Source organism: Cellulomonas sp. URHE0023 (assembly GCF_000688475.1).
In the GTDB taxonomy this organism is placed as follows: domain Bacteria; phylum Actinomycetota; class Actinomycetes; order Actinomycetales; family Cellulomonadaceae; genus Cellulomonas.
Genome location: NZ_JIAN01000005.1, coordinates 1,437,849 through 1,462,302 on the forward strand (window position 1 = coordinate 1,437,849; position 24,454 = coordinate 1,462,302).

Consider the following 24,454-nt stretch of genomic DNA (forward strand, 5'->3'; position numbering starts at 1 on the left):
GATGGTGCCTCGTTCTTCGGACGGTACGTCTGGTGCATTTCGGGCGGGTTTCGTGACGACACGACATGCCCATCCTGGGCGCTCAAGCGTCCCTGGAGCGCGTCGATAGGGTCGGCGGATGACGGTGCCGACGACCGCGCGCGAGGTGCTCGCTCGCCTTGACGCGCTACGGACAGACGAGCAGCTCGCCGCGTACGAGCGGTACTTCCCCCTCGATGAGCGCGGGGACGACGTCTTCATCGGCGTACGGATGGGCGACGTGTTCACGCTGGCCAAGACAGCCGAACTCCCTCTCGACGAGGTGGAGGTCCTGCTCGACAGCGACGTCCACGAGGCGCGCGTGTGCGCCGTGAGCATCCTGGACGCGCGGGCGCGACGGCCCCGGACCACCGACGACGACCGTCGTGCCCTCTATGACCTCTACCTGCGCCGGCACGACCGCATCAACACCTGGGACCTCGTCGACCGAGCCGCGCTGCACGTCGTCGGCCGGTACCTCGAGACGCGTGACCGCGCTCCCCTGTACGAGCTGGCCGCTTCCGCCGACCCGTACGAGCGGCGCACGGCCATCGTCGCGACGATGTACTACCTGCGTGCCGCGGCCGACGGCGCTGACACGGCGGACACGTTCGCGATCGCCGCGCTGCTCCTGGACGACGACGCGGACACCGTCCACAAGGGCGTGGGCTGGGCGCTGCGGACCGCTGGGGGCGAGGGGCTGACGTCGTTCCTCGACGAGCATGCGGCGAGGATGCCCCGCGTCATGCTTCGCGCGGCGGTCGAGCGGCTCCCGAAGGACGAACGAGCTCGCTACCTGTCGCATGGGCCGAACTGATCAGCTCGACGAGACGTCGCTGCAGGCGCACGCGGACGCGGACGGGTTCGCGTCGGTCTGCAGTGGTCGGAAGCACAGACGCACTGTCATCGTGAGTGGATGGGCTTCGAGGTCTCTGCGGTTGGCCGCGTCGAGTCGCCGCTGGTCGAGCGGGCGTCGGCGCCACGGCAGGGTGACGAGGGTGCGCCCGCTGCGTGGGTCGTCGTCGCGAACGAGTACGCCGATGCGGTGGCGGATGTCGCCGTCGGTGAGGCCCTCCTGCTGCTCACCTGGCTGGACCGAGCAGCGCGGGACGTGCTCGTCGTGCACCCACGGGGCGACGTCACTCGCGCGCCCCTCGGGGTGTTCAGCACGCGGTCGCCGGACCGGCCGAACCCGATCGGACTGCACAGGGTGACGGTGCTGGAGGTCGACGGGACACGACTGCTGGTCAGCGACCTGGAGGCACTCGACGGGACGCCGGTGCTCGACATCAAGCCGGTGCTCGGGGCGCTGGACGAGCGCTGACGGCGACTGACGCGGGCGCTACCTCGGGCGGCGAGGCCCGCTTACCGCCATGATCGAGGCGAGGAGCTTGCGGGCTCGTCGCGGACGAGAGGACGCGTGAGTCCATGACTGAGGCCACAGCGGCGCAGTGGACGGCGCCCAAGGTCCCGCGCAGCGCGTGGAACGCGCTGATCGTGCTGATGGCCGGCATGTTCATGGCGCTGCTCGACACGACGATCGTCAACGTCGCGCTGCCGACCATCCGCGAGGACCTGAGCGCGTCCGAGGCGACGCTGAGCTGGATCATCTCGGGGTACGCGCTGGCGTTCGGCATCGCGCTCATCCCGGCCGGCCGGGTGGGGGACCGGATCGGGCACAAGTGGGTGTTCTTCACCGGGTTGGCGCTGTTCACGCTGGCGAGCCTGCTGTGCGGGCTCTCGCAGACGAGCTTCGAGCTGATCGCCGCGCGAGTGCTTCAGGGCCTGGCCGGTGGCATGTTCGTGCCGGGGGTGACGGCCTTCATCCAGCTGCTGTTCCCTGGGCCGGTGCGCGGCAAGGCGTTCGCGATCATGGGGTCGGTGATCGGTGTGAGCACCGCGCTCGGTCCGATCCTCGGTGGCTTGATCATCGAGGCGTTCGGGGAGGCGAACGGCTGGCGGATCGTGTTCTTCGTGAACCTGCCGATCGGGATCGTCGCGCTGATCGCGGCGGCCGTGCTGCTGCCGGCGGGACGGCTGGGAACGACCGAGTCGAAGCCCGGGTACGACTTCGTCGGGCTCGCGCTGCTGACGCTCGGACTCGTGGCGATCCTCGTGCCGCTCATCGAGGGGCAGGACAAGGGCTGGCCCGCGTGGACCTGGATCACCTTGGCGGTCGGGGCGCTGCTGATCGTCGCGTTCGGGGCCTGGGAGGTCCGCATCCAGGACGCGAACCCGATGGTCCCGCCGCACCTGTTCAGCCACCCGCAGTTCACCGGCGGCACGATCCTCGCGATGGTGTACTTCGCGGCGTTCACCAGCATCTTCTTCACCATCTCGCTGCTCTGGCAGGCCGGGCTGGGTCACACCGCGCTGCAGTCCGGCGTGGTCGGGGTGCCGTTCGCCGTCGGCTCGATCATCGGCGCATCGCAGAGCAACCGGCTGGCGCAACGGCTCGGTCGTCGGGTCCTGGTGCTCGGCACGCTCCTCGTCGCCGTCGGCCTGGCGTGGGTGTGGCTCGTACTTCGTGGCGGAGCCGCGGCCGACCTCACCAACTGGGACCTGCTCGTGCCCCTGTTGCTGGCGGGCATCGGCAGCGGCATGTTCATCGCCCCGAACGTGCAGTTCATCGTCGCGACCGTGGACCGGTCCGAGGCCGGAGCGGCCAGCGGCGTCATCAGCGTGATGCAGCGGGTCGGCAGTGCGATCGGCATCGCCGTCATCGGCAGCGTCCTGTTCGGGCAGCTGCACGTCACGAGCCCGCAGAGCCTGCCGCAGGCGTTCACCGACGCAGCAGCGGCCGCCATGTTCGTCAGCACGGTCCTGGCCGTCGTCGCGTTCGCGCTCGTGTTCGTCCTGCCCAAGGAGGTTCCCTCGGGCCACGGGGCGGCCCCGCCACCGACCGAGTGAGTGTCAGTGCTCGGGTGGATCGTGTAGGTATGACGAGAGCCACAGCCATCGACCTGGCGACCCAGTGGACCGCGTTCTGGAACGGAGACCTCGCCCTCGCCGACGAGATCCTCGCTCCCGACTTCCGGATCGAGTTCGGGGCAGCAGCCGTCGAGCCCGACCCCACCCTGATCACGTCCCCCGGCGAGATGGCGGAGTTCGTCGAGGCCTTCCGGGCCCGGCGAGGTGACCTGAGGTTCGCGCTGCAGAGCGCCGCGCTCGTCGAGCAGAGCGGTGACTCGCCGTCCGGCGTGGCGTTCACCTGGACCGTGGAGCGGCCGGGCTCCCCGGTGCGAAGCGGGATCGACCTGTGCGGGCTGGTCGACGGAAAGATCGCCCGGGTCTGGTCGGTGACCGGCGAGCGAGCGTTCCCGAGCTGAGCGTCAGGGCGCCGTTCGCCCGCGTCCCGGTTCGCGGTCGTGGTCCCGGTTCGCGGTCGTGCGGTCGCGGACGACCACCTGCTCTGACTGCGGCAGATGGTCGTCCGCGGCTGACGTCAGGCCAGCTCGAGCTCGCGGCTCTTGGTCTCCCCGAAGAACTGGGAGACCTGCTGGAGCGTGGAGAAGCCGTCACCCGCGAGGTCCACGAGCAGGTCGTTGCTCCACATCATGAGGCGCCCGATCGTCCACTGGACGCGGGTGGCCTCAGGCAGCTCCAGCCCGTAGATCAGCTGAGCGATCTCACGCTTCCCGCCGGCCGGCGTGCTGTACGTGAGGATCGGCAGGTACCGGTCGGGCTCGGCGACGCAGAGGACCCGGGTCAGCAACGCCTCCTTGAACCCGGTCATCCCGAGTCCACCCTGCTCGTGCACGAGCCGCGTGAAGCGGTCCGCCAACGGGACGCTCGCCGGCCCGTACAGCAGGTACCGGATGGTGTTACGCGTCCGGGCCGTGGCCTCGTAGTCGCCCATCGTCTTCCACGCCCGGTTGAACACCGACATGTTGCCGGGGGCTGCGCCCACGGTGCTGTTGGCGAACTCGCGCAGGTCCTCAGGGTCGGCGTCGACGATGTTCTCGGCGCTGAACACCTCCTGGTACTTGGCCCAGTACGCCAGAACCTCAGGGTCGGGCGCCTGGTGCTCCAGGAGGAACTCCGTCTTGAGCGCCTCGACAGCGGACATCCGCGCGGGGTCGACGGAGGACCGGTCGGGGAACCGGTCACGCAGGCCCGCGTAGGACGCGGGCGTCTCGGTGACGCGCTTGGCTTCGCCGCGGATCCACGTGTGGTGGCACGACGAACAACGGATCTTGCGGCGATCGTCCGGCAGTCGCTCGACGAGCTCGAGCTCGTCCGACTGGCAGACCGGGCATTCCAGCATGAGTGCTCCTTCGCCTCTTAAAGGTTCAGTGTGCACGCTCCTGGACCACCAGCGGGCTGCGTCCTCGGTAGGTGGGCGTATCCATCTCGTTCGCAGAGGCCCTTCTGACCGGAAATCACACCGCTGCCAGCGTCTCCTTGATGGCCTGGTCCCACGGAGTCGCCGTTGTGCGCAGGGTCCGTTCGGACGCGGTCGTGTCCATCACGAAGGGCTCCGCGAAGTGGTCCGCGACCGTTGCGACCTCCCGCAGCAGGGGCGAGACCAGGCCCATCGCCCGCACGATCCGGCTGTCGACCGGTCGGATCCTCGGCTCCGGCGCACCCGCGGCAGTGGCGAACCGGGCAGCCAGCTCTCGGAAGGTCAGCGGCTCGGCGGTCGGGACGTGCCACGCCCTCCCCCATGCGGCGGGAGTCGCGCCGGCAGCGACGAGCGCCCGGGCGAAGTCCGGAAGGTAGGTCCAGCTGTGCGGCTGGTCGACGGCGACGACGGGTCGCACCACCTTGCCGGAGACGAGCGGCCGCAGGAACCGGGGGCCTGCGTGGGCCTGGGAGTCGGCGAGCGGGCCGAGGTAGTCGGCCGCGCGGACCTCGGTGGCGCGCAGGTCGGTGCGAGCGGCTGCGTCGCGCCACATCTGCGCCCGCACAGCACCCTTCGCTTCGGTCGCGCGCAGCGGGGTGTCCTCGAACATCAGCGCGCCGTGGGTTCCGTAGCCGTACAGGTTGCCGGCGGTGACCAGGACGGCACCCGTCCGGGCGGCGGAGTCGAGCATCGAGCCGAACAGCGGCGGCCAGTCGGCGGCCCATCGCCAGTAGGTCGGGCTGGCGCAGTTGTAGACGACGTCGGCTCCTGCGACGGCCGCAGTCAGTGCGGTCGCGTCGGTCGCATCGACGGCGACGTGGCGGATGCCTCGGACATCGGTCCCGCCTGAGCGGCTGAGCACGAGCACCTCGTTCCCCTGAGCGACGAGCTCCTGCGCAAGCGTGGAGCCGACGGCTCCCTTCCCGACGATCACGTGCTGGGCCATGTCTGCTCCTCGATCGGTGTTGCGAGAGCACCGCTCTCGTCTGCGAGCAATGCTCACACTTCGGATGAGGGAATGCAAGAGCGGTGCTCTCTGATGTGATCGGTGCTCTCTTTCTCGGCGTGAAGCAGGCACTATGGGTCCATGACAGCTCCCACCGCGCGCGAGCGCGCCCGCGCCGAGGTCATGACGGACCTGCTCGCTGCGGCTCGCGCACGACTCGTCACCGAAGGAGCGGCCGCCCTGTCGCTGCGCGCGGTCGCCCGCGACCTGGGAATGGCGTCGTCGGCGGTGTACCGGTACGTGGAGTCGCGAGACGCGCTCCTGACCCTGCTGATCATCGAGGCGTACGACGCGGTCGGCCTCGTGGCCGAGGAAGCAGTGGCGCGGGCGCCCGAGGATCCCGCCGCGGCATGGCTCGAAGTGGCCCGCTCGGTGCGTGGCTGGGCGCTCGAGCAGCCCTACTCGTTCGAGCTCATCTACGGCACACCCGTGCGTGGCTACCGCGCCCCCGAGGACACGGTCCTGCCCGCGGTCCGGATCTGGGGCGTGATCGTCGGCCTGGTCATGCGCGCGTGGTCCGAAGGCACCTTGACTTCGGCCGGACCGGACTTCGACCCCCGCGGCCGGCTCGCCCCGGAGGTGTTCGCTTTCGTCGGCATCCAGGACCCCGCCGAGGTCCCCGACGACATCGCGCGCAGCGCAGCCCGCTCGGCCACGCTGTTCACCTCGCTCATCGGCGCCATCTCCGTCGAGCTCTTCGGGCACCTGCACCGCGTCGCCGGTGACTTCCCCCGCCTGTTCGACGTCACGATCGCCACGGCCGCCGCGGGAGTGGGACTGCACGTCGAGCTCGACTGACGGCCTGCGAGGAGCCGATGTTGGCTCACTGTTCTCGTGCGGTCTACGGCAAAACCCTGGCGATCTGGGCGAACGTCCGGCACCCTGATCACGACCGCGACGTACGCGGCCCGACACTGACGCGAGCACCGAGAGGAGGGGCATCCGTGAAGGACCTGGGGATGACCCGACCTCGACCTCGGAAGCTACCCGACGTTGCCTGAGCACACGCTCGGTCGAACGATGGGTCGTCTCCGACATCCGGGGGCGGCCCATTGCCGTCTCACGACCCTCACCCACCCGCCCCGCTAGCTCAGCAGGACAGAGCGCCGGCCTTCGAGCCGGAGGTCGCTGGTTCAACTCCAGCGCGCGGCACCATGCAGAAGGGAACGACCATGACGGGAGTCCTGGTCCTCAACGCGGGCTACGAACCCCTCCAGCAGGTCAGCCTCGCGCACGCCGTCCGGATGCTGCACCGACAGGTGGCCGTCGTCGAGGAGGCCGTGGACGGCCGCACCTTCGGGCCGTACCCGCTGCCGAGGGTCCTGCGCCTGGTGCGCTACGTCCAGATGCGGTGGCGCAACCGGCGCGGTGTGCCTGCGTGGTCCCGCCTCGGCATGCTGGAACGCGATGACCACGTCTGCGCCTACTGCGGGAGCGGCGGTGCGACCACGGTCGACCACGTCCAGCCGCGTAGCCGCGGAGGGACGAGCTCGTGGCTCAACACGGTCGCCTCGTGCCTGCAGTGCAACAACCGCAAGCGAGACCGGACCCCGCAGGAGGCGGGCATGCGGCTGCGGTTCGAGCCGCACGTCCCTGCCTACCGGGAGCTGCTGGCCCGGTGACCGGGTCCTTGTCCGCTTTCGCGCCTGCCGAAGCCCGCCGGTAGGTCACCCGGCGGCACGGTCTTCGCCGGCCGGCGTCGTGCTCCTCGTCATGGGCTGACCGCGGGGGCGTGCAGCCACGGGGTGTACGTGACGCCCACGAGCAAGCCCTCCGGGCTGAGCAGGCGCGACGTCGTCTGCCCCCACGGTTCCTCGGTGGTGTCTCGCAGCAGCTGGTGTCCTTTGGCGACCAGCTCCGCGACACCCGCCACGACCGCGTCGGCGGACGCCACGTCGAACTCGATCCACGCCTGTGGCGTCGGAAGGTCCGCCGGCCACTGCGCACTGCCGAAGGTCGACTCCGCCGCCTGCGAGAGCGGCCAGAGCGCGAACGCCTTGACGCCCTCGAGCGAGTCGTTGGTCAGGTAGCCGGGCGCCGGCTCTTCCAGCGCGATGCCAAGGCCCTCCTCCCAGAATGCGCGGGCCGCGCCCGCGTCACGCGTGATCGGCCCGAACCCGGCGACGAACGAGATCTCCATCCGTCGACGCTAGCCGCGAGGTCCCACAAGCACCCGCGCACGTTCGAGGACCGCGTCGAGCATCGCGGGGGTGAGCCGGCCGGTGAAGGTGTTCTGCTGGCTGACGTGGAAGCAGCCCAGGAGCGTGAGCGACCCGAGGGACGCGTGCGTGATCACGACCTCCACACCGTGCCCGAACCTCGGGCGTGGCTTCGGGACGACCCAGCCCTGCTCGGCGAGCGTGCTCAGCAGCGCCTGCCAGCCGAACGCACCGAGGACGACCACGACGCTCGGGCGCACGAGCTCGAGCTCGCGGGCAAGGTACGGACCGCACGTACGTCGCTCGTCGGAGGTCGGGTCGTTGGCCGGTGGCGCGCAGCGGACCGGGGCGGTGACCCGGACGTCGGTGAGCGTCAGACCGTCGTCGCGAGTGGTGGAGGTCGCCTGAGACGCGAACCCGGTGCGGTGCATCGCCGCGAACAGGAAGTCGCCCGAGCGGTCTCCCGTGAACATCCTGCCGGTGCGGTTGGCACCGTGGGCGGCGGGGGCGAGGCCCACGACGAGGATGCGGGCCTGCGGGTCACCGAAGCCCGGAACTGGCCGTGCCCAGTAGGTCTCGTCCCGGAACGCCGCACGTTTCTCGGCTCCGACGAGCTCGCGCCACTCGACCAGTCGCGGGCACGCCCGGCACGTCGGCACGATCGTGTCGAGCGCCTGCAGGCTGTCGGCCGCGGCCGCAGCGCGGGAGACGTCGGCAGGCCCTGTCAGTGTCATCCCTGGCTCACCCGCCGTCCTGCACAACGCACAGGCCGCCGAGCCGGTCGGCCAGCTCCCGGGCCACGGCCAGCCCGACGCGTGCGTCGTCGGCCCTCCACGGGACGAGCGCCTCGATCCACCAGAGCGGCCGGCCGTCGCTCGCCCAGTCGGGCAGGGTGGTGACCTGCGGGAGCAGCCGGGGGATCTCGGCGGTGTTGGCCACGATCAACGGTTCGTGGAGGCTCAGCACGCTGCGGCCGACGTCGGGGTGGTCGTCGTCGATGCGGACGATCTGGTGGACGGTCTGACCGTCGAGGGTGCGCAGGCCGAGCGACGGGTCGACAGCTGCGCCGGCCTCGACCAGTCCGCGGAGGTCGAGGGCTGTCGGGGACACGATGACGACCTCACGGGGCATCGACGGCCTCCTGCAGGTGGGCGACGGGAGGTCGGTCGGCGCCGCCTTCACGGGCGGGCGCCACGCAGCACCTCCTCGAGCGGTGCGGCGCTGGTGCCGAGCGCGGCGAGGTTCTCGTGCCCGACCGCGTCGAGGACCGTGTCGAGAGCCGACCACCCGTCCTGCTCCAGCGTGCCGAGCGGGAAGTACAGCCCGGAGGCACCGGGCGGGCCGATGACGCGAGTGTCCAACCCCGCGACGAGGTCCTCGCGGGGCAGCCGCAGGTAGGGGACCGCGGGCGGGCCGACGAGCAGCCCGAGCGGCGTCGGGGGTGCCTCGCGCACCGACGGGAACGTGAGGTCGCGACGGCCGGCTCGGCCCAGGACCAGCGCGAGCAGGGGCGCCTCGTGTGCGCCGAGCCGTGCGAACACCGAGGGCAGGGCAGCGATCGCGGACCTCGCCTCGTCACCGCCCGGGGCGCCGACGCCGACCAGGAGCCGCGTGGTCTCCTCGAGGCCCTCGGCCGTCCACGCCGCCGTGATGGTGCCGACGAGCGGTCGTCCGGGAGCCCCCGCCACGACCGTCACCGTCTCGGACGGCATCCGCTGCCGGCTCAGCTCGGTCAGCCGGACGCGGTCCCACGCCGCCACCGCGGGCTCGTGAAGGCCCCAACCCGCGGGCGCCGCCCCGGTCAGCTCGAGCGCCAGCGCCTCGGCGGTCGCGCCCAGCAGGGTCGTCTCTTCGGCGCGGTGACGAGCGGAGTAGGTGATCACGAGCTGGACGGAGTCGGCGAACGCCGACCGCGCGTACCGGTCCGCGATCTCGTCGGCACTCGTCAGCGGACGATTGGTGCCGGCGTCGGCCAGGGCGCGCACGAGCCGACCGTCCAAGCCGTCGCGCAGCGTGCCGTCGAGGCCACGCACGACCCACCGACGGCCCGGCCGCCGCAGCGCCTCCCGCATCGGGAAGGTTAGCCGGGTCACCTCGTCGCTCACCAGGGCGACGGTCCGTCCGTGCCCTGACGCGGTAGCCAGCAGGTCGGAGCGTGACCGACTCAGGTAGGCGATCGTCGCGCGGGTCTCGGTGACGATCACGTCGCCGGCGCCGGAGTCGATCGCCGGGTGGGACACCGTCATGGGCGGACCACCATCGGGTGCGGCTCCGTCATCGGGACGCCTCTGCGAGCAGATCGTCCACGGCCGCGAGCGCCTCGGCTGCCGACGACACGGCGGTGGGCCCGGTCAGGTCGTCGTCGGAGATGCGCCACCCCCGCAGCGCGACGACCGGCACACCCGTGCGCACCGCCAGGGCGACCTCGCTCAGGGTGCCCCACGAGCCCCCGACGCTCACCACGACGTCGCTGGAGCGGACGAGCAGCCCGTTGCGGAGCTCGCCGAGGCCGGTCGGGATCGCGACGGTGACGTGCGGGTTGGCATCCGAGCGAGAGGCACCGGGCAGCAGCCCCACGACGACACCACCGGCCTGTGCTGCCCCACGGGACACCGCCGCCATGACACCGCCCAGCCCGCCGCAGACCACGACATGCCCGCGCTCCCCGAGCCCGCGACCCAGCGCGACAGCGTCCGCGACGTCGTCGGCAGATGCGACGGACGGCCCGACGACACCGATGTACGCCACCGCTACCTCCTCACCGGGCCGCCGCACCCAGGCCGACCTCGGCTCCTACTCGAACCGCGACGGGTCGCCTGCGCCGACGCGGACCACCTCGGGACCGCCCGAGGTCCAGTCGACCACCGTCGTGGGCTCCATGCCGCAGTCGCCCGCGTCGACGACCGCGTCGAGGACGAGGTCCAGCTCTTCCTTGATCTGCCAACCCTCGACCATCGGCCACTCGGCGCCCGGCATCAGCAAGGTGCTGGACAGCAGAGGCTCGCCGAGCTCGCGCAGGATCGCGGTGGCCACCGGGTGGTTCGGGATGCGTACGCCGACGGACCGCTTCTTCGGGTGCGCCAGCCGCTTGGGCACCTCGGGCGTGGCCGGGAGGATGAACGTGTACGGGCCCGGGGTGGACGCCTTGATCGCGCGGAAGGCGCTGTTGTCGAGCTGCACCAGCTGGCCGAGCTGGGCGAAGTCGGCGCACACGAGCGTGAAGTGGTGCTTGTCGTCGAGCTGCCTGATCTTGCGGATCCGGTCGGTTCCGTCGTGGTTGTCCATGCGTGCGCCCAGCGCGTAGCAGGAGTCCGTCGGGTAGGCGATCAGCGCGTCGTTGCGCAGCAGGTCGACCACCTGGGCGATCGATCGCGGTTGAGGGTTGTCGGGGTGGACGTCGAAGTAGCGCGCCATGGGCCCGACCCTAGTAGCGCACGCGCGTCACGCCTTGTCGGGCGCGACGCCCCGGACCTCGTCGGCCGCGAACCGGCGGTGCGAGTCGGCGAGCTTCGCCCGGGCTGCCGAGCCCAGGTCCACCCCGAGCACGTCGGCCAGGCAGACCAGGTACACGAGGATGTCTGCCATCTCCTCGGCTGCCCGTGCCTTGCGGTCGGGGGCTGCGAAGCGTTCCGCGGCCTGGGATGCAGGAACCCACTGGAACAGCTCGGCGAGCTCACCGACCTCACCGACGAGGGCCAGGATCACCGACTTCGGGTCGTGGAACTGCTGCCAGTCGCGTTCGGTGCTGAACTCCCGGACCAGGCGGGTCAGCTGGGCGATCTCGCGTTCCTCCGTCACGGGACCAAGCCTCTCAGAACGCGACGAACCCCTCGGGCAGGAGCCCGAGGGGTTCGTCGAACGATCGAGCGCCTAGGAGGCGGCGAGGATGTCGACCACGAACACCAGCGTCGAGTTGGGCGGGATGGTGCCCTTGTCCTGGTCGCCGTAGCCCTTGTCCGGCGGGATGACCAGGAGCACCTGGCTGCCGACGGTCTGGCCGACGAGACCCTCGTTCCAGCCGGCGATCACTGCGGCCTGCCCGACGTTCTGCACCGGGAACGGCTCACCGCGGTCCCAGGACGAGTCGAACGCCGTGCCGTCCCAGAGCCAGCCGGAGTAGTGGACCGTCACGGTCTGCCCGGCGGTCACCTCAGGGCCGGCGCCCTTGATCAGGGGCTGCACGACGAGCGTGGTGGGCGGCGTGCCCGTGGCCGGGGTCATCGAGGGCTTGCCGTCGGCGTCGAGCGTCACGGTCGGCAGGCCGGGGACCGGGGCCACCGCTTCGCCCGAGGCCCGCGTGGGGACGTCCTGGGCGTCGACGATCTCACCGGCGACGACCGTGGTGTCCTGACCCTCGGACTGCGGCGGGATGGCCAGGAGGAACCGAACTCCGACCTTCTCCCCGATGAGGTCACCGAGCGCCGACGTCGCGTTCATCGAGCCCGGCTCCGGACCCGTCGAGTACGAGTCGTGAGCGACCGAGCCGTCGGCGCCGGAGACCCCGACGTAGTTGATCGAGATCGACTGGCCGTCCTTGATCTCTGCGCCCGTACCGGGCTCGAGGACGTCGACGACGAGCGTGGTCACCGAGAACGGCGTGCTCGGCAGAGTGACCGTGGGCGCTGCGTCGTCCGACCACTCGACCTTGATCTTGTCGGCGGCGGCGTTGTCGGCGGCTGAGGCGGCGCTCTCGGCGTCCGATGCGCTCGGCGAGGGCGACGAGCCGTCGTCCGCGCTGCCGCTGCACGCGGCCAGGGACATGCCCAGGGTCAGGGTGAGTGCTACAGCGGCCATGCCGCGGCGGCCTGTGCGGAGTCGGCGCACGGGAAGTCCTCCGTCGATTCGGGTCCACGCCCAAGACGGCGCAACGGCTGGAACGGTACGCGACTTGTCTGGGAGCGCGCTGGGGCGGACCGGCCGCCGGACCGGTTCTTCGCAGGACGTTCGCCGGATCTACGCGGGAACGAGGTGGTCCGGGCACACCTCGAAGCGGTCCGGCTCCATCGACAGCTGACCGCGGCCGCCCGTCAGGGAGCGCAGGTCGAGCACGTACCGGGCGAGCTCTGCCTCCGGCACGGACGCCTCGATGAGCACGGTGCCGTCGTCGAGGGAGGTGGTCGCGCTGATGTGCCCGCGGCGGGCCGACAGGTCGCTCATCACGTCGCCCTGGGCGGTCATCGGCACGGTCACCGCGACACGGCTGATGGGTTCGAGGACCGTGGTGCCGCCCGAGACGAGCGCCTCGCGGACGCCCGACGCGGCGGCGGTACGGAAGGCCATCTCGGAGGAGTCCACCGAGTGCGACTTGCCGTCGTAGACCTCGACGCGCAGGTCCACCACGGGGTAGCCGTGCGGACCGCCCGACGCCATCGCCTCCGCGACGCCCTTGTGCACGGCCTGGACGTACGTGCGCGGGATGGCGCCGCCCACGACCGCGTCGACGAACTCGAAACCCGACCCGAGAGGCAGCGGCGAGACGCGCAGCTGGACGACCGCGTACTGCCCGTGGCCGCCGGACTGCTTCTTGACCTTGCCCTCGGTCTCGACCGCCCGGCGGATCGTCTCCCGGTAGCCGACGGGCACCGGTGAGGTCCTGACGTGCACGCCGAACACGCGGGCGAGCCGGTCGAGCGCCACCGCCAGGTGCAGGTCTCCGAGCCCGCGCAGGACGGTCCGGTCCCCGGAGCGCTCGATGCTCAAGGTCGGGTCCTCGGCGGTCAGGCGGGTCAGGGCGGCGGACAGCCGGTCGTCGTCGGACTGGCTGACGGGCTCCAGCGACAACCCGAAGACCGGTTCGCGGTGGTGCCGGGGGATCGTCGCGGAGGCGCCAGGGCCGGTGCGGTCGGCGAGGACCGAGCCGGACGGGGTGCCCGTGAGCTTGGCGACCGCCCCGATGTGCCCGGCCGGCACGGAGTCGAGCGGCAGGTGCTCCTTGCCGCGCAGCCGGAACAGCCCCGGCACACGCTCGTCGGTGTGTGTGGACGTGTTGACCAGCCGGTCGCCCGGGCGGACCGTGCCGCTGAGCACGCGGAACAGGGTGACCTGGCCGACGAACGGGTCCGCGAGCGTGCGGAAGCAGTGCACGAGCGTCGGACCGGCCGGGTCGGGCTTCACGGGCACCGTGCGGGAACCGATGACGACCGACCGGTCGCTCGCATCGGGGCCCAGGTCGCACAGCAGGTCGGCGAGCCGGTCGACTCCGACGCCGGTCACGCCGGAGACGACGAGCACCGGGAACGCCTCACGGGCGGCCACCTCCTGCGCCAGCGTCGTGAGCTGCTCGTCCGGGGTCGGCACGTCGCCCGACAGGTAGCGCTCGAGCTGGGCGTCGTCGTGCGTGACGATCTCCTCGGTGACCTCGTCGTGCAGCCGGTGCTCCTCGTCGAGCATCGAACCGGTCAGCGGCTCCTGGTGGTGGTGCCCGTCGGCGTCATAGGTGAGGCCTTCCTCGGTGAGCACGTCGGCGACTCCCGTGAACGCCGACTCCTCGCCGAGCGGCAGCTCCAGGGGGACGAGCCCGTCTCCGAAGGCGGTGCGCAGGTCCGCCAGCACGTGCCGGAAGTCGGCTCGCGACTTGTCCTCCTTGGTCACGACGACGATCCGTGGCAGGCCCTGCGCGGCGCGCCACGCGGCGTGGGTGCCTGCCTGGACGCCGTCGACCGCGCTCACGACCACGAGTGCGAGGTCCGCTGCTGCGACGGCGGCGTCCATCGCGCCGGCGAAGTCCGCCGAGCCCGGGGCGTCGAGGAGCGTGACGTCGAACTCGCCGTGCGGAGTCGTCCACGTGAACGGTGCCACGCCGAGGGCGAGGGACTGACCGCGCGCGATCTCCTCGGGCTCGTGGTCGGTCACGGTCGACCCGTCCTCGACCCGGCCGACGCGTGTCAGCACGCCCGCACGGTGCAGGAGGGCCTCGGTCAGGGTGGTCTTCCCGGATCCCGCGGCGCCCAGCAGCGCCACCGTGCGGATCCTCGGCGTCGTTGCCATGGGCATCTCCCGGTCAGGGGTGTGTGAGCCACCCTAGCCAGGGACGACGAAAGCCACGAGTGGGCGCCCGGACGCGGACGAGCCCGGGACGCGTGGCGCGTCCCGGGCTCGTCGTCGGTCGCCTGAGTCAGCTGGCCGCGAGGATGTCCACCACGTAGACGAGGGTCGAGTTGGCCGGGATCGTGTCCGATGCCTTGGCGCCGTAGCCCTTGTCCGGCGGGACGACGAGCAGCACCTGGCTTCCGACGGGCTGGCCGACCAGACCCTCCTGCCAGCCGGGGATGGTGCTGCTCAGCGCGAACTGCGCAGGCTTGCCGTCGTCCCACGTGGACGTCACGGCGGTCCCGTCCCAGAGGGAGAGGTCGTAGTTCACGGTGAGGGTCTGCTCGGCCGTCACCGGCGCGCCCGTGCCGGTGATCAGCGGCTGGACGACCAAGGTCGTCGGCGCGGCCCCCGTGGCGGCAGCCACGGTGGGCTTGCCGTCGGAGTCCAGGGTCACGGTCGGCAGGCCCGCAGGCGGCGTCACCGGCGTACCCGAGGCGCGTGAGGGAATCGTCGTGGCGGCGACGATCTCGCCGACCTGGACATAGCTCGTCGGGTCGTCGGCGGACTGCGGCGGGACGGTCCTGACGAAGCGCGCACCGACCTTCTCACCGACGAGCGTGTCGTGCAGGTCACCGAGGTCGGCATCGAGGATCACGATGTCGGGGGTGGTGGTGTAGGTCGACGCGGCGACGGAGCCGTCGACGCCCGAGACGACGACCGACTGGATGGTCAGCTGTTGACCGTCCTCGATGGTCTCGCCCGTGCCGGGCGTGAGGACCTTGACGACCGTGGTCGACACCTCGAACGGTGTGGTGGGCAGCGTCACGACGGGCTCGGCACCCGGGTCGCCGGTCACCGTGATCGCCGCGACCGCCGCTTCGTCGGCTTCGGCGGCCGGGTCGGCGGTGGAGGTCGCCGAGGGCGTCGGGCTCGCGTCGTCCTCGGAGTCGCCGGAGCACGCGGCAAGGGTGAGGCCGAGCGTCAGGGCGAGCGCAGTGGCTGCGATGCCACGGCGGGCGATGGTCGGTCGTCGCACGGTGTCTCCGTCAGTCAGGTCCGGCCCGGACGGCGTGGACGTCGGAACGCTACGCGACGTGTCTGGGAGCGCGCTGAGCCGTTCGCGTGCTGGAGGCCCGGGGGTGGGCACGGCCCCGCCGTCATGGATCAGCCGAGCCACTGCTCGCTCTCGCGCTGGTCGTCGGGAATCGGCCCCAGAAGGGTCCACCCCGGCCCCAGACTCCGGTACCCGTCGAACCCGCGGTCGTCGGCGAACCGCTGCGGGTCGGCGTCCTCGGGGGCGTACATGACGGTGTAGCTCGGGCCGGGGTCGTGGAAGAAGCGGAAGAAGGTGCGGTCGGGGTCCTTGGCCTGGTGCACCACCACGTACGCCTCGTGCGGCAGTCCGGCGAACAAGGCCTGGTCGGCGGCGCCGGCATCCTCGAAGACGTCGTCCCCGGCGCTGGAGCTGACACCCACGAGGGCGAGGCTCCAACCGACCCGGGTCGCCTCGGGATGCGCCGCCACGAGCTCCTGCATGCGTGCGGCTGCCGCGTCGAACGCCCCCGGATCGTGGTCGAACCCGGCCTCCAGCGCATCGAACCGGCTCTCGTCGACGCCACCGCCCAGGTTCGCATCGAGCGCGTACAAGGCGAGGGCGGCCCGGCCGATGAGCACCGCGACCACGAGAAGCATCGCGACGAGCGCGACCCGGACCGCCTGCCGGCGCCGGCCCGCGGCCCTCGGCGGGAGCGTCGTGGCGGTCACGGTCGCTCGAGAGCGACTCGGCCGTCGTAGACGACGACCGCCCGGTCGGGGCACACGGGCCCGGCGACGACGATCGTCTGCCCGGACGCGAACGTCACCGTGACGTCGCCGTCGCTGCAGCCCGCGCCAAGGACAGACACCCCGCCCCACGCGCTGACCTCGAGCTCCTCCTCACCGGTCCAGACGGTCACGTCGCTGCTGGTCTCGTTCTGGAACGTGAGGTCGCCGGGGTTCGAGCAGCCGGTCAGACCCGCCACCGAGATCACGGCCCCGATCGCCAAGCCCGTTCGAAGCCGGCTGCCTCTGCGCACCTGTGGTCCCGTCTGTGTCGTCCTGCTCTCACCCGGGACGTTACTGCCGGGTCGGGCCGTCGTGGCCGGTCTTCACCGACCGTGCACACGCTGCATCCCGCCGGAACACGCCGGGCCGCGTCAGAGCCCGACGGACCAGGCTGCGATGGTCGCGCTGTCGACGTCGATCCCGAACGGGCGCACCTCCGTTGCGGCGTCGAGCAGGTCCGCGAGGTGACCACCGTCGGGGTCCTCGACCGTGCCGCGGGCATACACGACCAGCAACGTGACGACCGCGTCCGACCGGTTGGGCCGCAGAGCGAGGTCCGCGCGCTCGACCAGCTCGCGTCCGGTGCGCGTTCCGGCGAGGAGCACCACCGTCGTCACGGGCGGGAGGTCCGCGGCCGACGAGAGCGGTCGGTGGGCGGTCAGCGCGCGCAGGTCGCCCCTGCGCAGGTCGCGGATCGTCGCGCGCCGGGCGTCCAGGGGGCCGCCGTGGGGGAACCGTTCGGCGTCGACACGGTTGTCCTGCAGGACGGTCGCAGCCGCTTCTGCGTCGTCCACGGACTGCGTGAACACGAGGCTGTGCTGGTGCCGACCGAGCGTCGGCGCGAGCCGGGGGAGCGCGTCGAGCTTGGCGACGGACCGCGCGGCGACCAGTCGGCGGGCGCTCACGGCACGCAGGTAGGCGCTCGCGGCGGTCGCGGCGTCCGGTCGTTGCGACCAGGCTGCCTGCAGGCGCGAGACGTCGTCGAGGAAGGTCTCGGGGTGGCACCCGTGCGTCGCGACGAGCTGTGCGCCGAGCCGGTCGATCCGCAGCCCGAGCTCATGGTCCTCGGCGCGCTCGTCAGGCAGGAGCTCCACCGGCACGAGACCGACGCGGTACCTGGCGATCTCGGAGTCCTCGCGACCGCGGCGCAGGTCGCACCCGTCGAGCACCGCGTCGAAGTAGGGCAGCAGCGCGCCGTCGGAGCCTTCCAGGGCGACCGAGAGCCCGAGTCGGGCCTCGAACCTGTCCGCGAGCGCCGGGGCGAGCGCGCTCGACCCGAAGCGGTGGACCTCGTCCGCGATGAGGAGCCCGGACGCACCCTCGGGCAGAAGGTCGTCGGGCACGGACGAGGCGAGCGAGACGAGCACGTCGCAGTCGTCGAAGGTGTGGCGCCCGTCGCCGGACCGGTCGCTGCGCCCCAGGGAGAGGCCCGGCAGCTGGAGCTCGAGAGTGCGCAGCCAGTGCTCCTGGGCGTCCGCGCTAGGGACGAGAACGAGGACCTTCTCGCCGCGCTCGACGCCGTCCCACGCGGCGAGCACCCCGACGCCGCATCGACCCACGGTCGCGACGGACTGCACGATGCCGCGACGCTTGTGCGCGAGCCACCGGTCGAGGGCGTCCGCCTGCCACGGGCGCAACGAGGGTCCGACGTAGCGCGGTGCGCTCCCCGGGGGAGACGGCGCGCGCCGGACGGCCGGTACGTCGGCGACGCTCACCGGCTCGCGCGCGACCTGCTCGGCGGCGACCACCAGCGACCGCCCCCAGAAGGCGGCGACCGGTGCGATGCGGGACGCGACGAGGCCGTGCTCCAGCGCCTGCAGCTCGCGGGCACCCTCGTCGTCCCGGGCGCGAAGGGTGCGCGGCGCCTTCCGCGGCGTCGGAGGCTCGGTCAGCGGCGGGGCCAGCCCGATCGGCAACGCACGCCAGCGCACCGGTCGGCCGCCGTCCTTGCGGATCCGTGGGTCCGCCGCGAGCAGTCGTTCGACGTCCGACGAGAGCAGCAGCCGGTGGCCGAGCCGGGCGAGCCCGCGGGTCAGCTCGCGCGTGGTCTGCGGCGAACGCGCGAAGAGCGCGGCGTACAGCGCGTCACTCGTGGTCGTCACAGCCCTCGTCCGTCCGGCTCGGGAGACGTCACGCTCGGCGTCTACGAGTTCTGTCGGCACGTCGGCGCTCGGAGTTCAGTACCGAGCGGGTGGTCTGTCACGAACTGTGCCGCCCAGCATCACGAGGCGACGATGTCGTCCGCGTTCTCGAGGATCCACTCCATGAGCGGCAGCAGCCGGCCCACCAGGTCCGTTCCGAGCGGGGTGAGCGAGTAGTCGACGCGCGGGGGCACCGTGGCCGTGACCTCGCGGTGCACCAGGCCGTCGCCTTCCAGCGTGCGCAACGTCTGGGCCAGCATCTTCTCGCTGATGCCTTCGACGTCCTTGCGCAGCTCGCCCCACCGACGGCTGGACTCCGAGAGGTCGATGAGCAGCAGCACGCCCCACTTGCTCGTCACGTGGTCCAGGACCGTGCGCGTCGGGCAGGCCGCAGCGAGAACGCCGTCCGTCTGGAGGCGCTGCAGCACGCTGACCTGGCTACTCACCGACACGTGGGTACCCTACCTGAAAGTGGGTACCGCCGACTGGGAAGGTAGCGCTCGACGGTCCGGTTGTGGCGAGCGTCAGCAGCACAGCCTTCTGGAGGAGCCACTCATGTCCGTCGTCGTCACCGGAGCAACCGGCCACCTGGGTCGCCTCGTCGTCGAGCACCTGCTCGCCGACGGCATGGAAGCCGACCAGATCGTCGCCACGGGGCGCCGGACCGAGGTCCTGGAGGACCTTGCCGAACGCGGGGTGCGCGTCGCCGTCGCCGACTTCGACGACCCCGCGACCCTGACCTCGGCGTTCGCAGGCGCCGACACCGTTCTCCTCGTCTCGGCCTCCGAGGCCGGCGGGCGGGTGGCGCAGCACACCCGGGCCATCGAGGCGGCCCGCGAGGCGGGCGTGCGCCGGGTCGTCTACACGAGCGCCCCACGTGCTGACACCACGGCGCTCGTCCTGGCGCCGGAGCACAAGGCGACCGAGGAGGTGCTGCGCGCCTCGGGGCTCACGTGGACCATCCTGCGCAACAACTGGTACGCCGAGAACTACGCCGGGACGCTCGCGCAGGCGCGCGACACCGGCGTGATCCTGTCCAGCACGGGCGGCGGCCGGGTCGGCATCGCGCCCCGCGACGACTACGCCGCAGCCGCCGCGGTGGTCGTAGCCGATCGCTCAGGTGCGCACGACGGCCGCGTCTACGAGCTCAACGGCGACGTGGCGGTGACGTTCGACGAGCTCGCGGAGGCAGCCTCGGTGGTGCTCGGTGTCCCCGTCGTGCACAAGAACGTCTCGACGTCCGAGCATGCCGACGTCCTGCGCGCCGCCGGGCTCGACGAGGGGACCATCGGCTTCGTCGTCACGCTCGACGCGGACATCGCCCGCGGCGATCTCGCCGACGTGACGAGCGACCTTCGCGACCTGATCGGTCGGCCGACCACGACTCTCGTCGACGCGCTACGCGGGCTCGACGGCTGACGTCCGTTCGGCGCCGTCCTCCCGTCGGGGGAGGATGGCGCTCATGAGCGCGACGGTGCAGGCGAAGGGTGTGGGCGCCGGGTTCGGGGACCGCGAGCTGTTCCACGGGGTCGACCTGGTCGTCGCGCCCGGTGACGTGATCGGGCTCGTCGGGCCGAACGGGGCGGGAAAGTCGACGCTCCTGCAGATCCTCGGTGGTCGTCGCGCGGCCGACCAGGGGTCCGTGTCGGTATCCCCGTCGCACGCCCAGCTCGGCTACCTGGCCCAGGAGATCGAGAGGCTCCCGGGCGAGTCGGTCCGCGCCCACCTGGAGCGGCGCACGGGCGTCACCCCCGCGCAGGAGGCGATGGACGCGGCCGCGGACGCGCTCGGTGCGCAGGTCGCGGGCGCGGAGGACGTGTACTCGAACGCCCTCGAGGCGTGGCTCGCCCTCGGCGGGGCGGACCTCGACGCGCGGCTGGGCACCGTGGCCGACGACCTCGGCCTGACCGTCGACCTCGACCAGACGATGGCGTCGCTGTCCGGCGGACAGGCGGCCCGCGTGGGCCTCGCCGCGCTCCTGCTCTCCCGGTACGACCTCTACCTTCTCGACGAGCCGACGAACGACCTCGACGCCGACGGTCTCGACCGGCTCGAGGAGTTCGTCGACCGCTCGGACGCCCCGATCGTCGTCGTGAGCCACGACCGCGAGTTCCTGAGCCGCACGGTCACGGCGGTCGTCGAGATCGACCGGAGCCTGCAGAGGGTCAGCCTGTACGGCGGGTCCTACGACTCCTACCTCGAGGAGCGTTCGGTTGCGCGCAGGCAGGCGCGGGAGGCCTACGAGGGGTACGCGTCGCGCCGGGACGCGCTGAACCAGCGGGCGCGGATGCAGCGCGCGTGGATGGAGAAGGGCGTGCGCAACGCGCGGCGCAAGGCCAGCGACAACGACAAGCACGTCAAGCACTTCCGGGGCGAGACGTCGGAGAAGCAGGCCGCCAAGGCGCGGCAGACGGACAAGATGATCGCTCGCCTCGAGGTGGTCGAGGAGCCGCGCAAGGAGTGGCAGCTGCAGATGACGATCGCCTCCGCGGGGCGGTCGGGGTCCGTGGTCGCTTCCCTGCGCGGTGCCGTGGCCACCCGTGGCGACTTCAGGCTCGGCCCCGTGACGCTGCAGCTCGACTGGCTCGACCGCGTCGCCGTCACCGGCCCGAACGGGTCGGGGAAGTCGACGCTGCTGGCGCTGATGCTCGGGAGGCTCGCACCGATCGAGGGTGCGGCCGACCTCGGTTCCGGCGTCCTGGTCGGCGAGATCGACCAGGCGAGGGCTGCGTTCGAGGGGTCCGAGTCGCTGGTGACGGCCTTCGCCCGTGAGGTGCCGTCCTGGACCACGGCCGACGTGCGCACCCTGCTGGCCAAGTTCGGGCTCGGCTCCCATCACGTCGACCGGCCCGCTGCGTCCCAGTCGCCCGGGGAGCGGACCCGGGCGGCGCTCGCCCTGCTGCAGGCGCGCGGCGTGAACCTGCTGGTCCTGGACGAGCCGACCAACCACCTCGACCTGCCGGCGATCGAGCAGCTGGAGGCTGCGCTCGACTCCTTCGAGGGCACGATCCTGCTGGTGACGCACGACAGGCGGATGCTGGAGACCGTCCGGCTCACGCGCCGTTGGCACGTCGAGGACGGTCAGGTCACCGAGGTCACCGCCGACTGAACGGCCGAGCCCTCCGAATCCGTCCTGCACGGCCCGGCTAGGCTCGCCTGGTCTGGGCAACGGTCGACGACGAGGACGGTCCGTGAACACGAGAGCACCCATCCGGTTCGGTGTCGTCGGCAGCGGTTGGCGGTCGGAGTTCTTCGTCCGGACGGCTCGGCTCCTTCCCGATCGCTTCGAGTGCGTGGGCGTGGTGACGCGGTCCGCCGAGCGAGGTGCGCAGGTCGAGGCCGCGTGGGGCGTCCCGACCGTCCGGACCGTCGAGGAGCTCGTCACCGGTGCGGTCGCCGGCTCGGGGGTGTCACCGGACCGTCCGGAGTTCGTCGTGGTGTCGGTGCCGTGGCCGGTGACGCCGGAGGTCATCCGTGAGGTCGTGGCGCTCGGCGTGCCGGTGCTCGCGGAGACCCCGCCTGCGCCGGACGCCGAGGGGCTGCGAGAGCTGTGGGCGGACGTCGGGTCGACCGGGCTGGTGCAGGTCGCCGAGCACAGCCCGTTCCTGCCGGTGCACTCCGCGCGTCTCGCCGCCCTGGCGCTGATCGGCCGGCCGACGAGCGTGCAGATCTCGTCCACGCACCTGTACCACGCGGTCGCACTGATCCGCCGCTTCCTCGGGGTGCCTCCGGGGGCGGCCACCGTCCGCGCCTCGTCGTTCACGGCGCCCCTGCTCGACCCGGTCTCGCGCGACGGCTGGACGGGCGAGACCGAACCCGCGCAGGCCGCGACGACGCTGGCGACGCTGGACTTCGGGGACGGCCGCAGCGCCCTGTACGACTTCACCGACAACCAGTGGCACAACCCGCTGCGGACGAACCGCCTCGTGGTCCGGGGGTCGCACGGCGAGCTGGTCGACCAGACGTTCACGCGCTGGGCGGGCGAACGCACCGTCCTGTCCTCGACCATCGAGCGGCGCGTCTCGGGCATCGAGCAGAACCTCGACGGCTTCGACCTCGAGCACCTGAGCCTCGACGGCAGGGTGCTCTACCGGAACGTGTACAACGGTGCGCGACTGTCGGACGAGGACCTCGCGGTGGCGGGTCTGCTCGATGCGACCGGGGCCTGGCTGCGCGGCGAGCAGGGGCCGCCGTACCCGCTGGCGGAAGGCTGCCAGGACCACCTGCTGGGCCTGGCGATCGACGAGGCTGCCCGTACCGGTGCCGTGGTGCAGGTGGCCGCCGAGGCCTGGGTCTGACGCCTCTCGGGCCGGTCAGCTCGTGGGGGCGTCGCCGTGACGCACCTCGAACCACACCGCCTTCGAACCGCTGTTCCGGGTGGTCCCCCAGCGGCTGGCCAGGCGGTCGACGAACATCACACCACGCCCACCGGTGGCCGTGGGTGGCGGGTCGAGCACGACCGGCAGCTCCTGACGGGCCCCGTCGGCCACCTCGACGCGCGTGCGCTCCTCGTCGACGTGCACCCGCAGGATCACCGGCGGGTCGGCGTGGGCGACCGCGTTGGTCACCAGCTCGCTGACCAGCAGGATCACCGTGTCCTGCGGACCGTCGGTGACGCCGGCCTCGGCCAGCCGGTCCCGCGTCCAGTGACGCGCAGGCGCGATGGACGACAGAGCGGGCGAGACGGCAGTCTCCGCGTACATGGGCAACCGCACCCCCTCCTGCCCGACGGCGGGCTCGCGTCGGCTGCGACCACGGTTGTTCACATCTGTTGTTTCGGCAACTCGAACATGGCCCTGGAGCCCGTTTCGAGTGATTGCGGCTGCGACCATGGTCCCGTGATCGACACCGGACCCACCCGTGGCCAGGTCAGACGTTGGCGGAAGTACCTCGCCGACGAGCGTGCCGAGGCGGCGGTGTACCGCGACATCGCGTCGCGTCGTACGGGTGAGGAGCGCGAGATCCTCCTGGCGCTCGCGGACGCCGAGGGCCGCCACGAGCAGCACTGGCTGGACCTGCTCGGCAACGACGTCGGCATGCCGCAGCGCGGGGACATCCGCACCCGGATCCTCGGGTTCCTCGCACGCCGGTTCGGGTCGGTGTTCGTGCTGGCGCTCGCACAGCGCGCCGAGGCGCGGGGGGCCTACGACGCCGACGACGACGCGACGCCCGCGATGGCCGCCGACGAGGCGATCCACGAAGAGGTCATCCGCGGGCTGGCGACGCGGGGCCGGACCAGCATGTCGGGCACGTTCCGCGCCGCCGTGTTCGGCGCCAACGACGGCCTCGTGAGCAACCTCGCGCTGATCATGGGCATCGGGGCGAGCGGTGCGTCCAACCGCGCGGTGCTGCTCGCCGGGCTGGCAGGACTGCTCGCCGGGGCGCTGTCGATGGGGGCGGGGGAGTACGTCTCGGTGCGGTCGCAGCGCGAGCTGCTGGAGGCGTCGCGACCCGGTCACGCCGCGGGCGAGGCCCTGCCGCACCTGGACGTCGACGCCAACGAGCTCGCCCTCGTCTACCGCGCGCGCGGGATGAGCCCGGACCAGGCGCAGCTCCGTGCCGACGAGGTGCTCGGGTCGGCGAGGCCGTCGTTGGTGGTTCCGGGCGAGCTGGTCGACGAGCACGAGGCGGTCGGGTCCGCGATCGGTGCGGCGTTGGCCAGCTTCTGCTTCTTCGCGTCCGGTGCCGCGATCCCGGTGCTCCCCTACCTGCTGGGTGCTCAGGGCTGGGTCGCGGTCGCGTGGGCGTCGGGCCTCGTCGGGCTGGCGCTCGTCGGCACGGGTGCCGCGGTCGGCGTGCTGTCGGGGGCGTCGCCTGGAAAGCGTGCACTGCGCCAGCTCGCGATCGGGTTCGGCGCCGCCGCGGCGACGTACCTCCTCGGACTGGCCTTCGGCGCCACGGTGTGAGCGCCCACTGCCCTCTGAATGCG

General features: G+C 71.9%; 27 protein-coding genes and 1 tRNA gene. 11 read left to right on the forward strand and 17 right to left on the reverse strand.

Annotated elements, in window-relative coordinates; all coding sequences use genetic code 11:
- Window positions 1-118: 118 nt before the first annotated feature.
- The 4 genes from N553_RS0107425 to N553_RS0107440 all read left to right on the forward strand — a co-directional run bounded on the left by N553_RS0107425 (window position 119) and on the right by N553_RS0107440 (window position 3,347).
- A complete protein-coding gene (locus tag N553_RS0107425) occupies window positions 119-835 on the forward strand; it encodes a DNA alkylation repair protein (RefSeq protein WP_034620811.1) in 717 nt (238 codons plus the stop codon).
- A gap of 99 nt (window positions 836-934) precedes the next feature.
- Window positions 935-1,342, forward strand: coding sequence for a tRNA (N6-threonylcarbamoyladenosine(37)-N6)-methyltransferase TrmO (gene tsaA, locus N553_RS0107430; RefSeq protein WP_028046001.1), 408 nt, complete (start codon window positions 935-937; stop codon window positions 1,340-1,342).
- A gap of 104 nt (window positions 1,343-1,446) precedes the next feature.
- On the forward strand, window positions 1,447-2,928 hold the full coding sequence (locus N553_RS21615; RefSeq protein ID WP_034620814.1) for an MFS transporter: 1,482 nt from the start codon (window positions 1,447-1,449) through the stop codon (window positions 2,926-2,928).
- Between the two features lie 29 nt (window positions 2,929-2,957).
- Window positions 2,958-3,347 (forward strand): nuclear transport factor 2 family protein, encoded by a 390-nt coding sequence (locus tag N553_RS0107440; protein WP_028046002.1) that lies wholly within the window; start codon window positions 2,958-2,960, stop codon window positions 3,345-3,347.
- A gap of 116 nt (window positions 3,348-3,463) precedes the next feature.
- Here N553_RS0107440 and N553_RS21620 read toward each other — a convergent pair whose 3' ends face one another.
- On the reverse strand, window positions 3,464-4,285 hold the full coding sequence (locus N553_RS21620) for a hypothetical protein (protein WP_051639893.1): 822 nt from the start codon (window positions 4,283-4,285) through the stop codon (window positions 3,464-3,466).
- 115 nt (window positions 4,286-4,400) lie between these two features.
- The gene (locus tag N553_RS0107450) at window positions 4,401-5,309 is read right to left on the reverse strand and encodes an NAD-dependent epimerase/dehydratase family protein (RefSeq protein WP_028046003.1); all 909 of its coding nucleotides are present in this window, start codon (window positions 5,307-5,309) and stop codon (window positions 4,401-4,403) included.
- Between the two features lie 141 nt (window positions 5,310-5,450).
- Between N553_RS0107450 and N553_RS0107455 the strand changes: the two genes are divergently transcribed.
- From N553_RS0107455 to N553_RS0107465, 3 genes are all read left to right on the forward strand, one after another.
- Complete coding sequence (locus tag N553_RS0107455) at window positions 5,451-6,167, forward strand: TetR/AcrR family transcriptional regulator (protein ID WP_028046004.1); 717 nt, start codon at window positions 5,451-5,453, stop codon at window positions 6,165-6,167.
- A 281-nt stretch (window positions 6,168-6,448) separates the two neighbouring features.
- Window positions 6,449-6,524: transfer RNA gene (locus tag N553_RS0107460), tRNA-OTHER, on the forward strand.
- Window positions 6,525-6,541: 17 nt separating this feature from the next.
- On the forward strand, window positions 6,542-6,991 hold the full coding sequence (locus tag N553_RS0107465) for an HNH endonuclease (protein ID WP_028046005.1): 450 nt from the start codon (window positions 6,542-6,544) through the stop codon (window positions 6,989-6,991).
- An 89-nt stretch (window positions 6,992-7,080) separates the two neighbouring features.
- Here the strand turns inward: N553_RS0107465 and N553_RS0107470 are convergent, their stop codons facing one another.
- From N553_RS0107470 to N553_RS0107535, 14 genes are all read right to left on the reverse strand, one after another.
- Window positions 7,081-7,509 carry a glyoxalase/bleomycin resistance/dioxygenase family protein gene (locus tag N553_RS0107470; protein WP_028046006.1) on the reverse strand — a complete coding sequence of 143 codons (429 nt, stop codon included), beginning with the start codon at window positions 7,507-7,509 and terminating at the stop codon, window positions 7,081-7,083.
- A 9-nt stretch (window positions 7,510-7,518) separates the two neighbouring features.
- Window positions 7,519-8,262, reverse strand: coding sequence for a uracil-DNA glycosylase (locus N553_RS21625; RefSeq protein ID WP_034620823.1), 744 nt, complete (start codon window positions 8,260-8,262; stop codon window positions 7,519-7,521).
- A gap of 7 nt (window positions 8,263-8,269) precedes the next feature.
- Complete coding sequence (locus N553_RS0107480) at window positions 8,270-8,659, reverse strand: hypothetical protein (protein ID WP_028046007.1); 390 nt, start codon at window positions 8,657-8,659, stop codon at window positions 8,270-8,272.
- Between the two features lie 47 nt (window positions 8,660-8,706).
- Window positions 8,707-9,774 (reverse strand): DUF6177 family protein, encoded by a 1,068-nt coding sequence (locus N553_RS0107485; protein WP_028046008.1) that lies wholly within the window; start codon window positions 9,772-9,774, stop codon window positions 8,707-8,709.
- 28 nt (window positions 9,775-9,802) lie between these two features.
- Window positions 9,803-10,276: a TIGR00725 family protein gene (locus tag N553_RS0107490; RefSeq protein WP_028046009.1), complete on the reverse strand. Its 474-nt coding sequence runs from the start codon at window positions 10,274-10,276 to the stop codon at window positions 9,803-9,805.
- A gap of 45 nt (window positions 10,277-10,321) precedes the next feature.
- Window positions 10,322-10,942 carry an L-threonylcarbamoyladenylate synthase gene (locus N553_RS0107495; protein WP_028046010.1) on the reverse strand — a complete coding sequence of 207 codons (621 nt, stop codon included), beginning with the start codon at window positions 10,940-10,942 and terminating at the stop codon, window positions 10,322-10,324.
- Between the two features lie 27 nt (window positions 10,943-10,969).
- On the reverse strand, window positions 10,970-11,326 hold the full coding sequence (locus N553_RS0107500) for a nucleotide pyrophosphohydrolase (RefSeq protein WP_028046011.1): 357 nt from the start codon (window positions 11,324-11,326) through the stop codon (window positions 10,970-10,972).
- A 72-nt stretch (window positions 11,327-11,398) separates the two neighbouring features.
- The gene (locus N553_RS0107505) at window positions 11,399-12,352 is read right to left on the reverse strand and encodes an FKBP-type peptidyl-prolyl cis-trans isomerase (protein WP_051639894.1); all 954 of its coding nucleotides are present in this window, start codon (window positions 12,350-12,352) and stop codon (window positions 11,399-11,401) included.
- 129 nt (window positions 12,353-12,481) lie between these two features.
- Window positions 12,482-14,521 carry a translation factor GTPase family protein gene (locus tag N553_RS0107510; RefSeq protein WP_028046013.1) on the reverse strand — a complete coding sequence of 680 codons (2,040 nt, stop codon included), beginning with the start codon at window positions 14,519-14,521 and terminating at the stop codon, window positions 12,482-12,484.
- A 121-nt stretch (window positions 14,522-14,642) separates the two neighbouring features.
- The gene (locus tag N553_RS0107515; protein WP_051640024.1) at window positions 14,643-15,596 is read right to left on the reverse strand and encodes an FKBP-type peptidyl-prolyl cis-trans isomerase; all 954 of its coding nucleotides are present in this window, start codon (window positions 15,594-15,596) and stop codon (window positions 14,643-14,645) included.
- Window positions 15,597-15,724: 128 nt separating this feature from the next.
- Window positions 15,725-16,324 carry a hypothetical protein gene (locus N553_RS0107520; protein WP_028046015.1) on the reverse strand — a complete coding sequence of 200 codons (600 nt, stop codon included), beginning with the start codon at window positions 16,322-16,324 and terminating at the stop codon, window positions 15,725-15,727.
- Window positions 16,321-16,590, reverse strand: a complete 270-nt coding sequence (locus tag N553_RS0107525; protein ID WP_197029944.1) for a hypothetical protein — start codon at window positions 16,588-16,590, stop codon at window positions 16,321-16,323. The genes N553_RS0107520 and N553_RS0107525 overlap by 4 nt, the downstream gene beginning before the upstream one ends.
- 165 nt (window positions 16,591-16,755) lie before the next feature.
- The gene (locus tag N553_RS0107530) at window positions 16,756-18,486 is read right to left on the reverse strand and encodes a DEAD/DEAH box helicase (protein ID WP_028046017.1); all 1,731 of its coding nucleotides are present in this window, start codon (window positions 18,484-18,486) and stop codon (window positions 16,756-16,758) included.
- A gap of 119 nt (window positions 18,487-18,605) precedes the next feature.
- Complete coding sequence (locus tag N553_RS0107535; protein WP_081844411.1) at window positions 18,606-18,977, reverse strand: helix-turn-helix domain-containing protein; 372 nt, start codon at window positions 18,975-18,977, stop codon at window positions 18,606-18,608.
- 103 nt (window positions 18,978-19,080) lie between these two features.
- Here N553_RS0107535 and N553_RS0107540 point away from each other — a divergent pair, with 103 nt between their 5' ends.
- From N553_RS0107540 to N553_RS0107550, 3 genes are all read left to right on the forward strand, one after another.
- Window positions 19,081-19,944: an SDR family oxidoreductase gene (locus tag N553_RS0107540; protein ID WP_028046019.1), complete on the forward strand. Its 864-nt coding sequence runs from the start codon at window positions 19,081-19,083 to the stop codon at window positions 19,942-19,944.
- A 43-nt stretch (window positions 19,945-19,987) separates the two neighbouring features.
- On the forward strand, window positions 19,988-21,634 hold the full coding sequence (locus N553_RS0107545; RefSeq protein WP_028046020.1) for an ABC-F family ATP-binding cassette domain-containing protein: 1,647 nt from the start codon (window positions 19,988-19,990) through the stop codon (window positions 21,632-21,634).
- Between the two features lie 82 nt (window positions 21,635-21,716).
- Entirely contained in the window at window positions 21,717-22,823 is a 1,107-nt protein-coding gene (locus tag N553_RS0107550; RefSeq protein WP_028046021.1) for a Gfo/Idh/MocA family protein, read from the forward strand.
- A gap of 15 nt (window positions 22,824-22,838) precedes the next feature.
- On the opposite strand, the gene N553_RS21630 is transcribed toward N553_RS0107550, so the two are convergent.
- Complete coding sequence (locus N553_RS21630) at window positions 22,839-23,228, reverse strand: ATP-binding protein (protein ID WP_034620833.1); 390 nt, start codon at window positions 23,226-23,228, stop codon at window positions 22,839-22,841.
- An 87-nt stretch (window positions 23,229-23,315) separates the two neighbouring features.
- Between N553_RS21630 and N553_RS0107560 the strand changes: the two genes are divergently transcribed.
- Complete coding sequence (locus N553_RS0107560; protein WP_081844412.1) at window positions 23,316-24,431, forward strand: VIT1/CCC1 family protein; 1,116 nt, start codon at window positions 23,316-23,318, stop codon at window positions 24,429-24,431.
- Window positions 24,432-24,454: the final 23 nt, after the last annotated feature.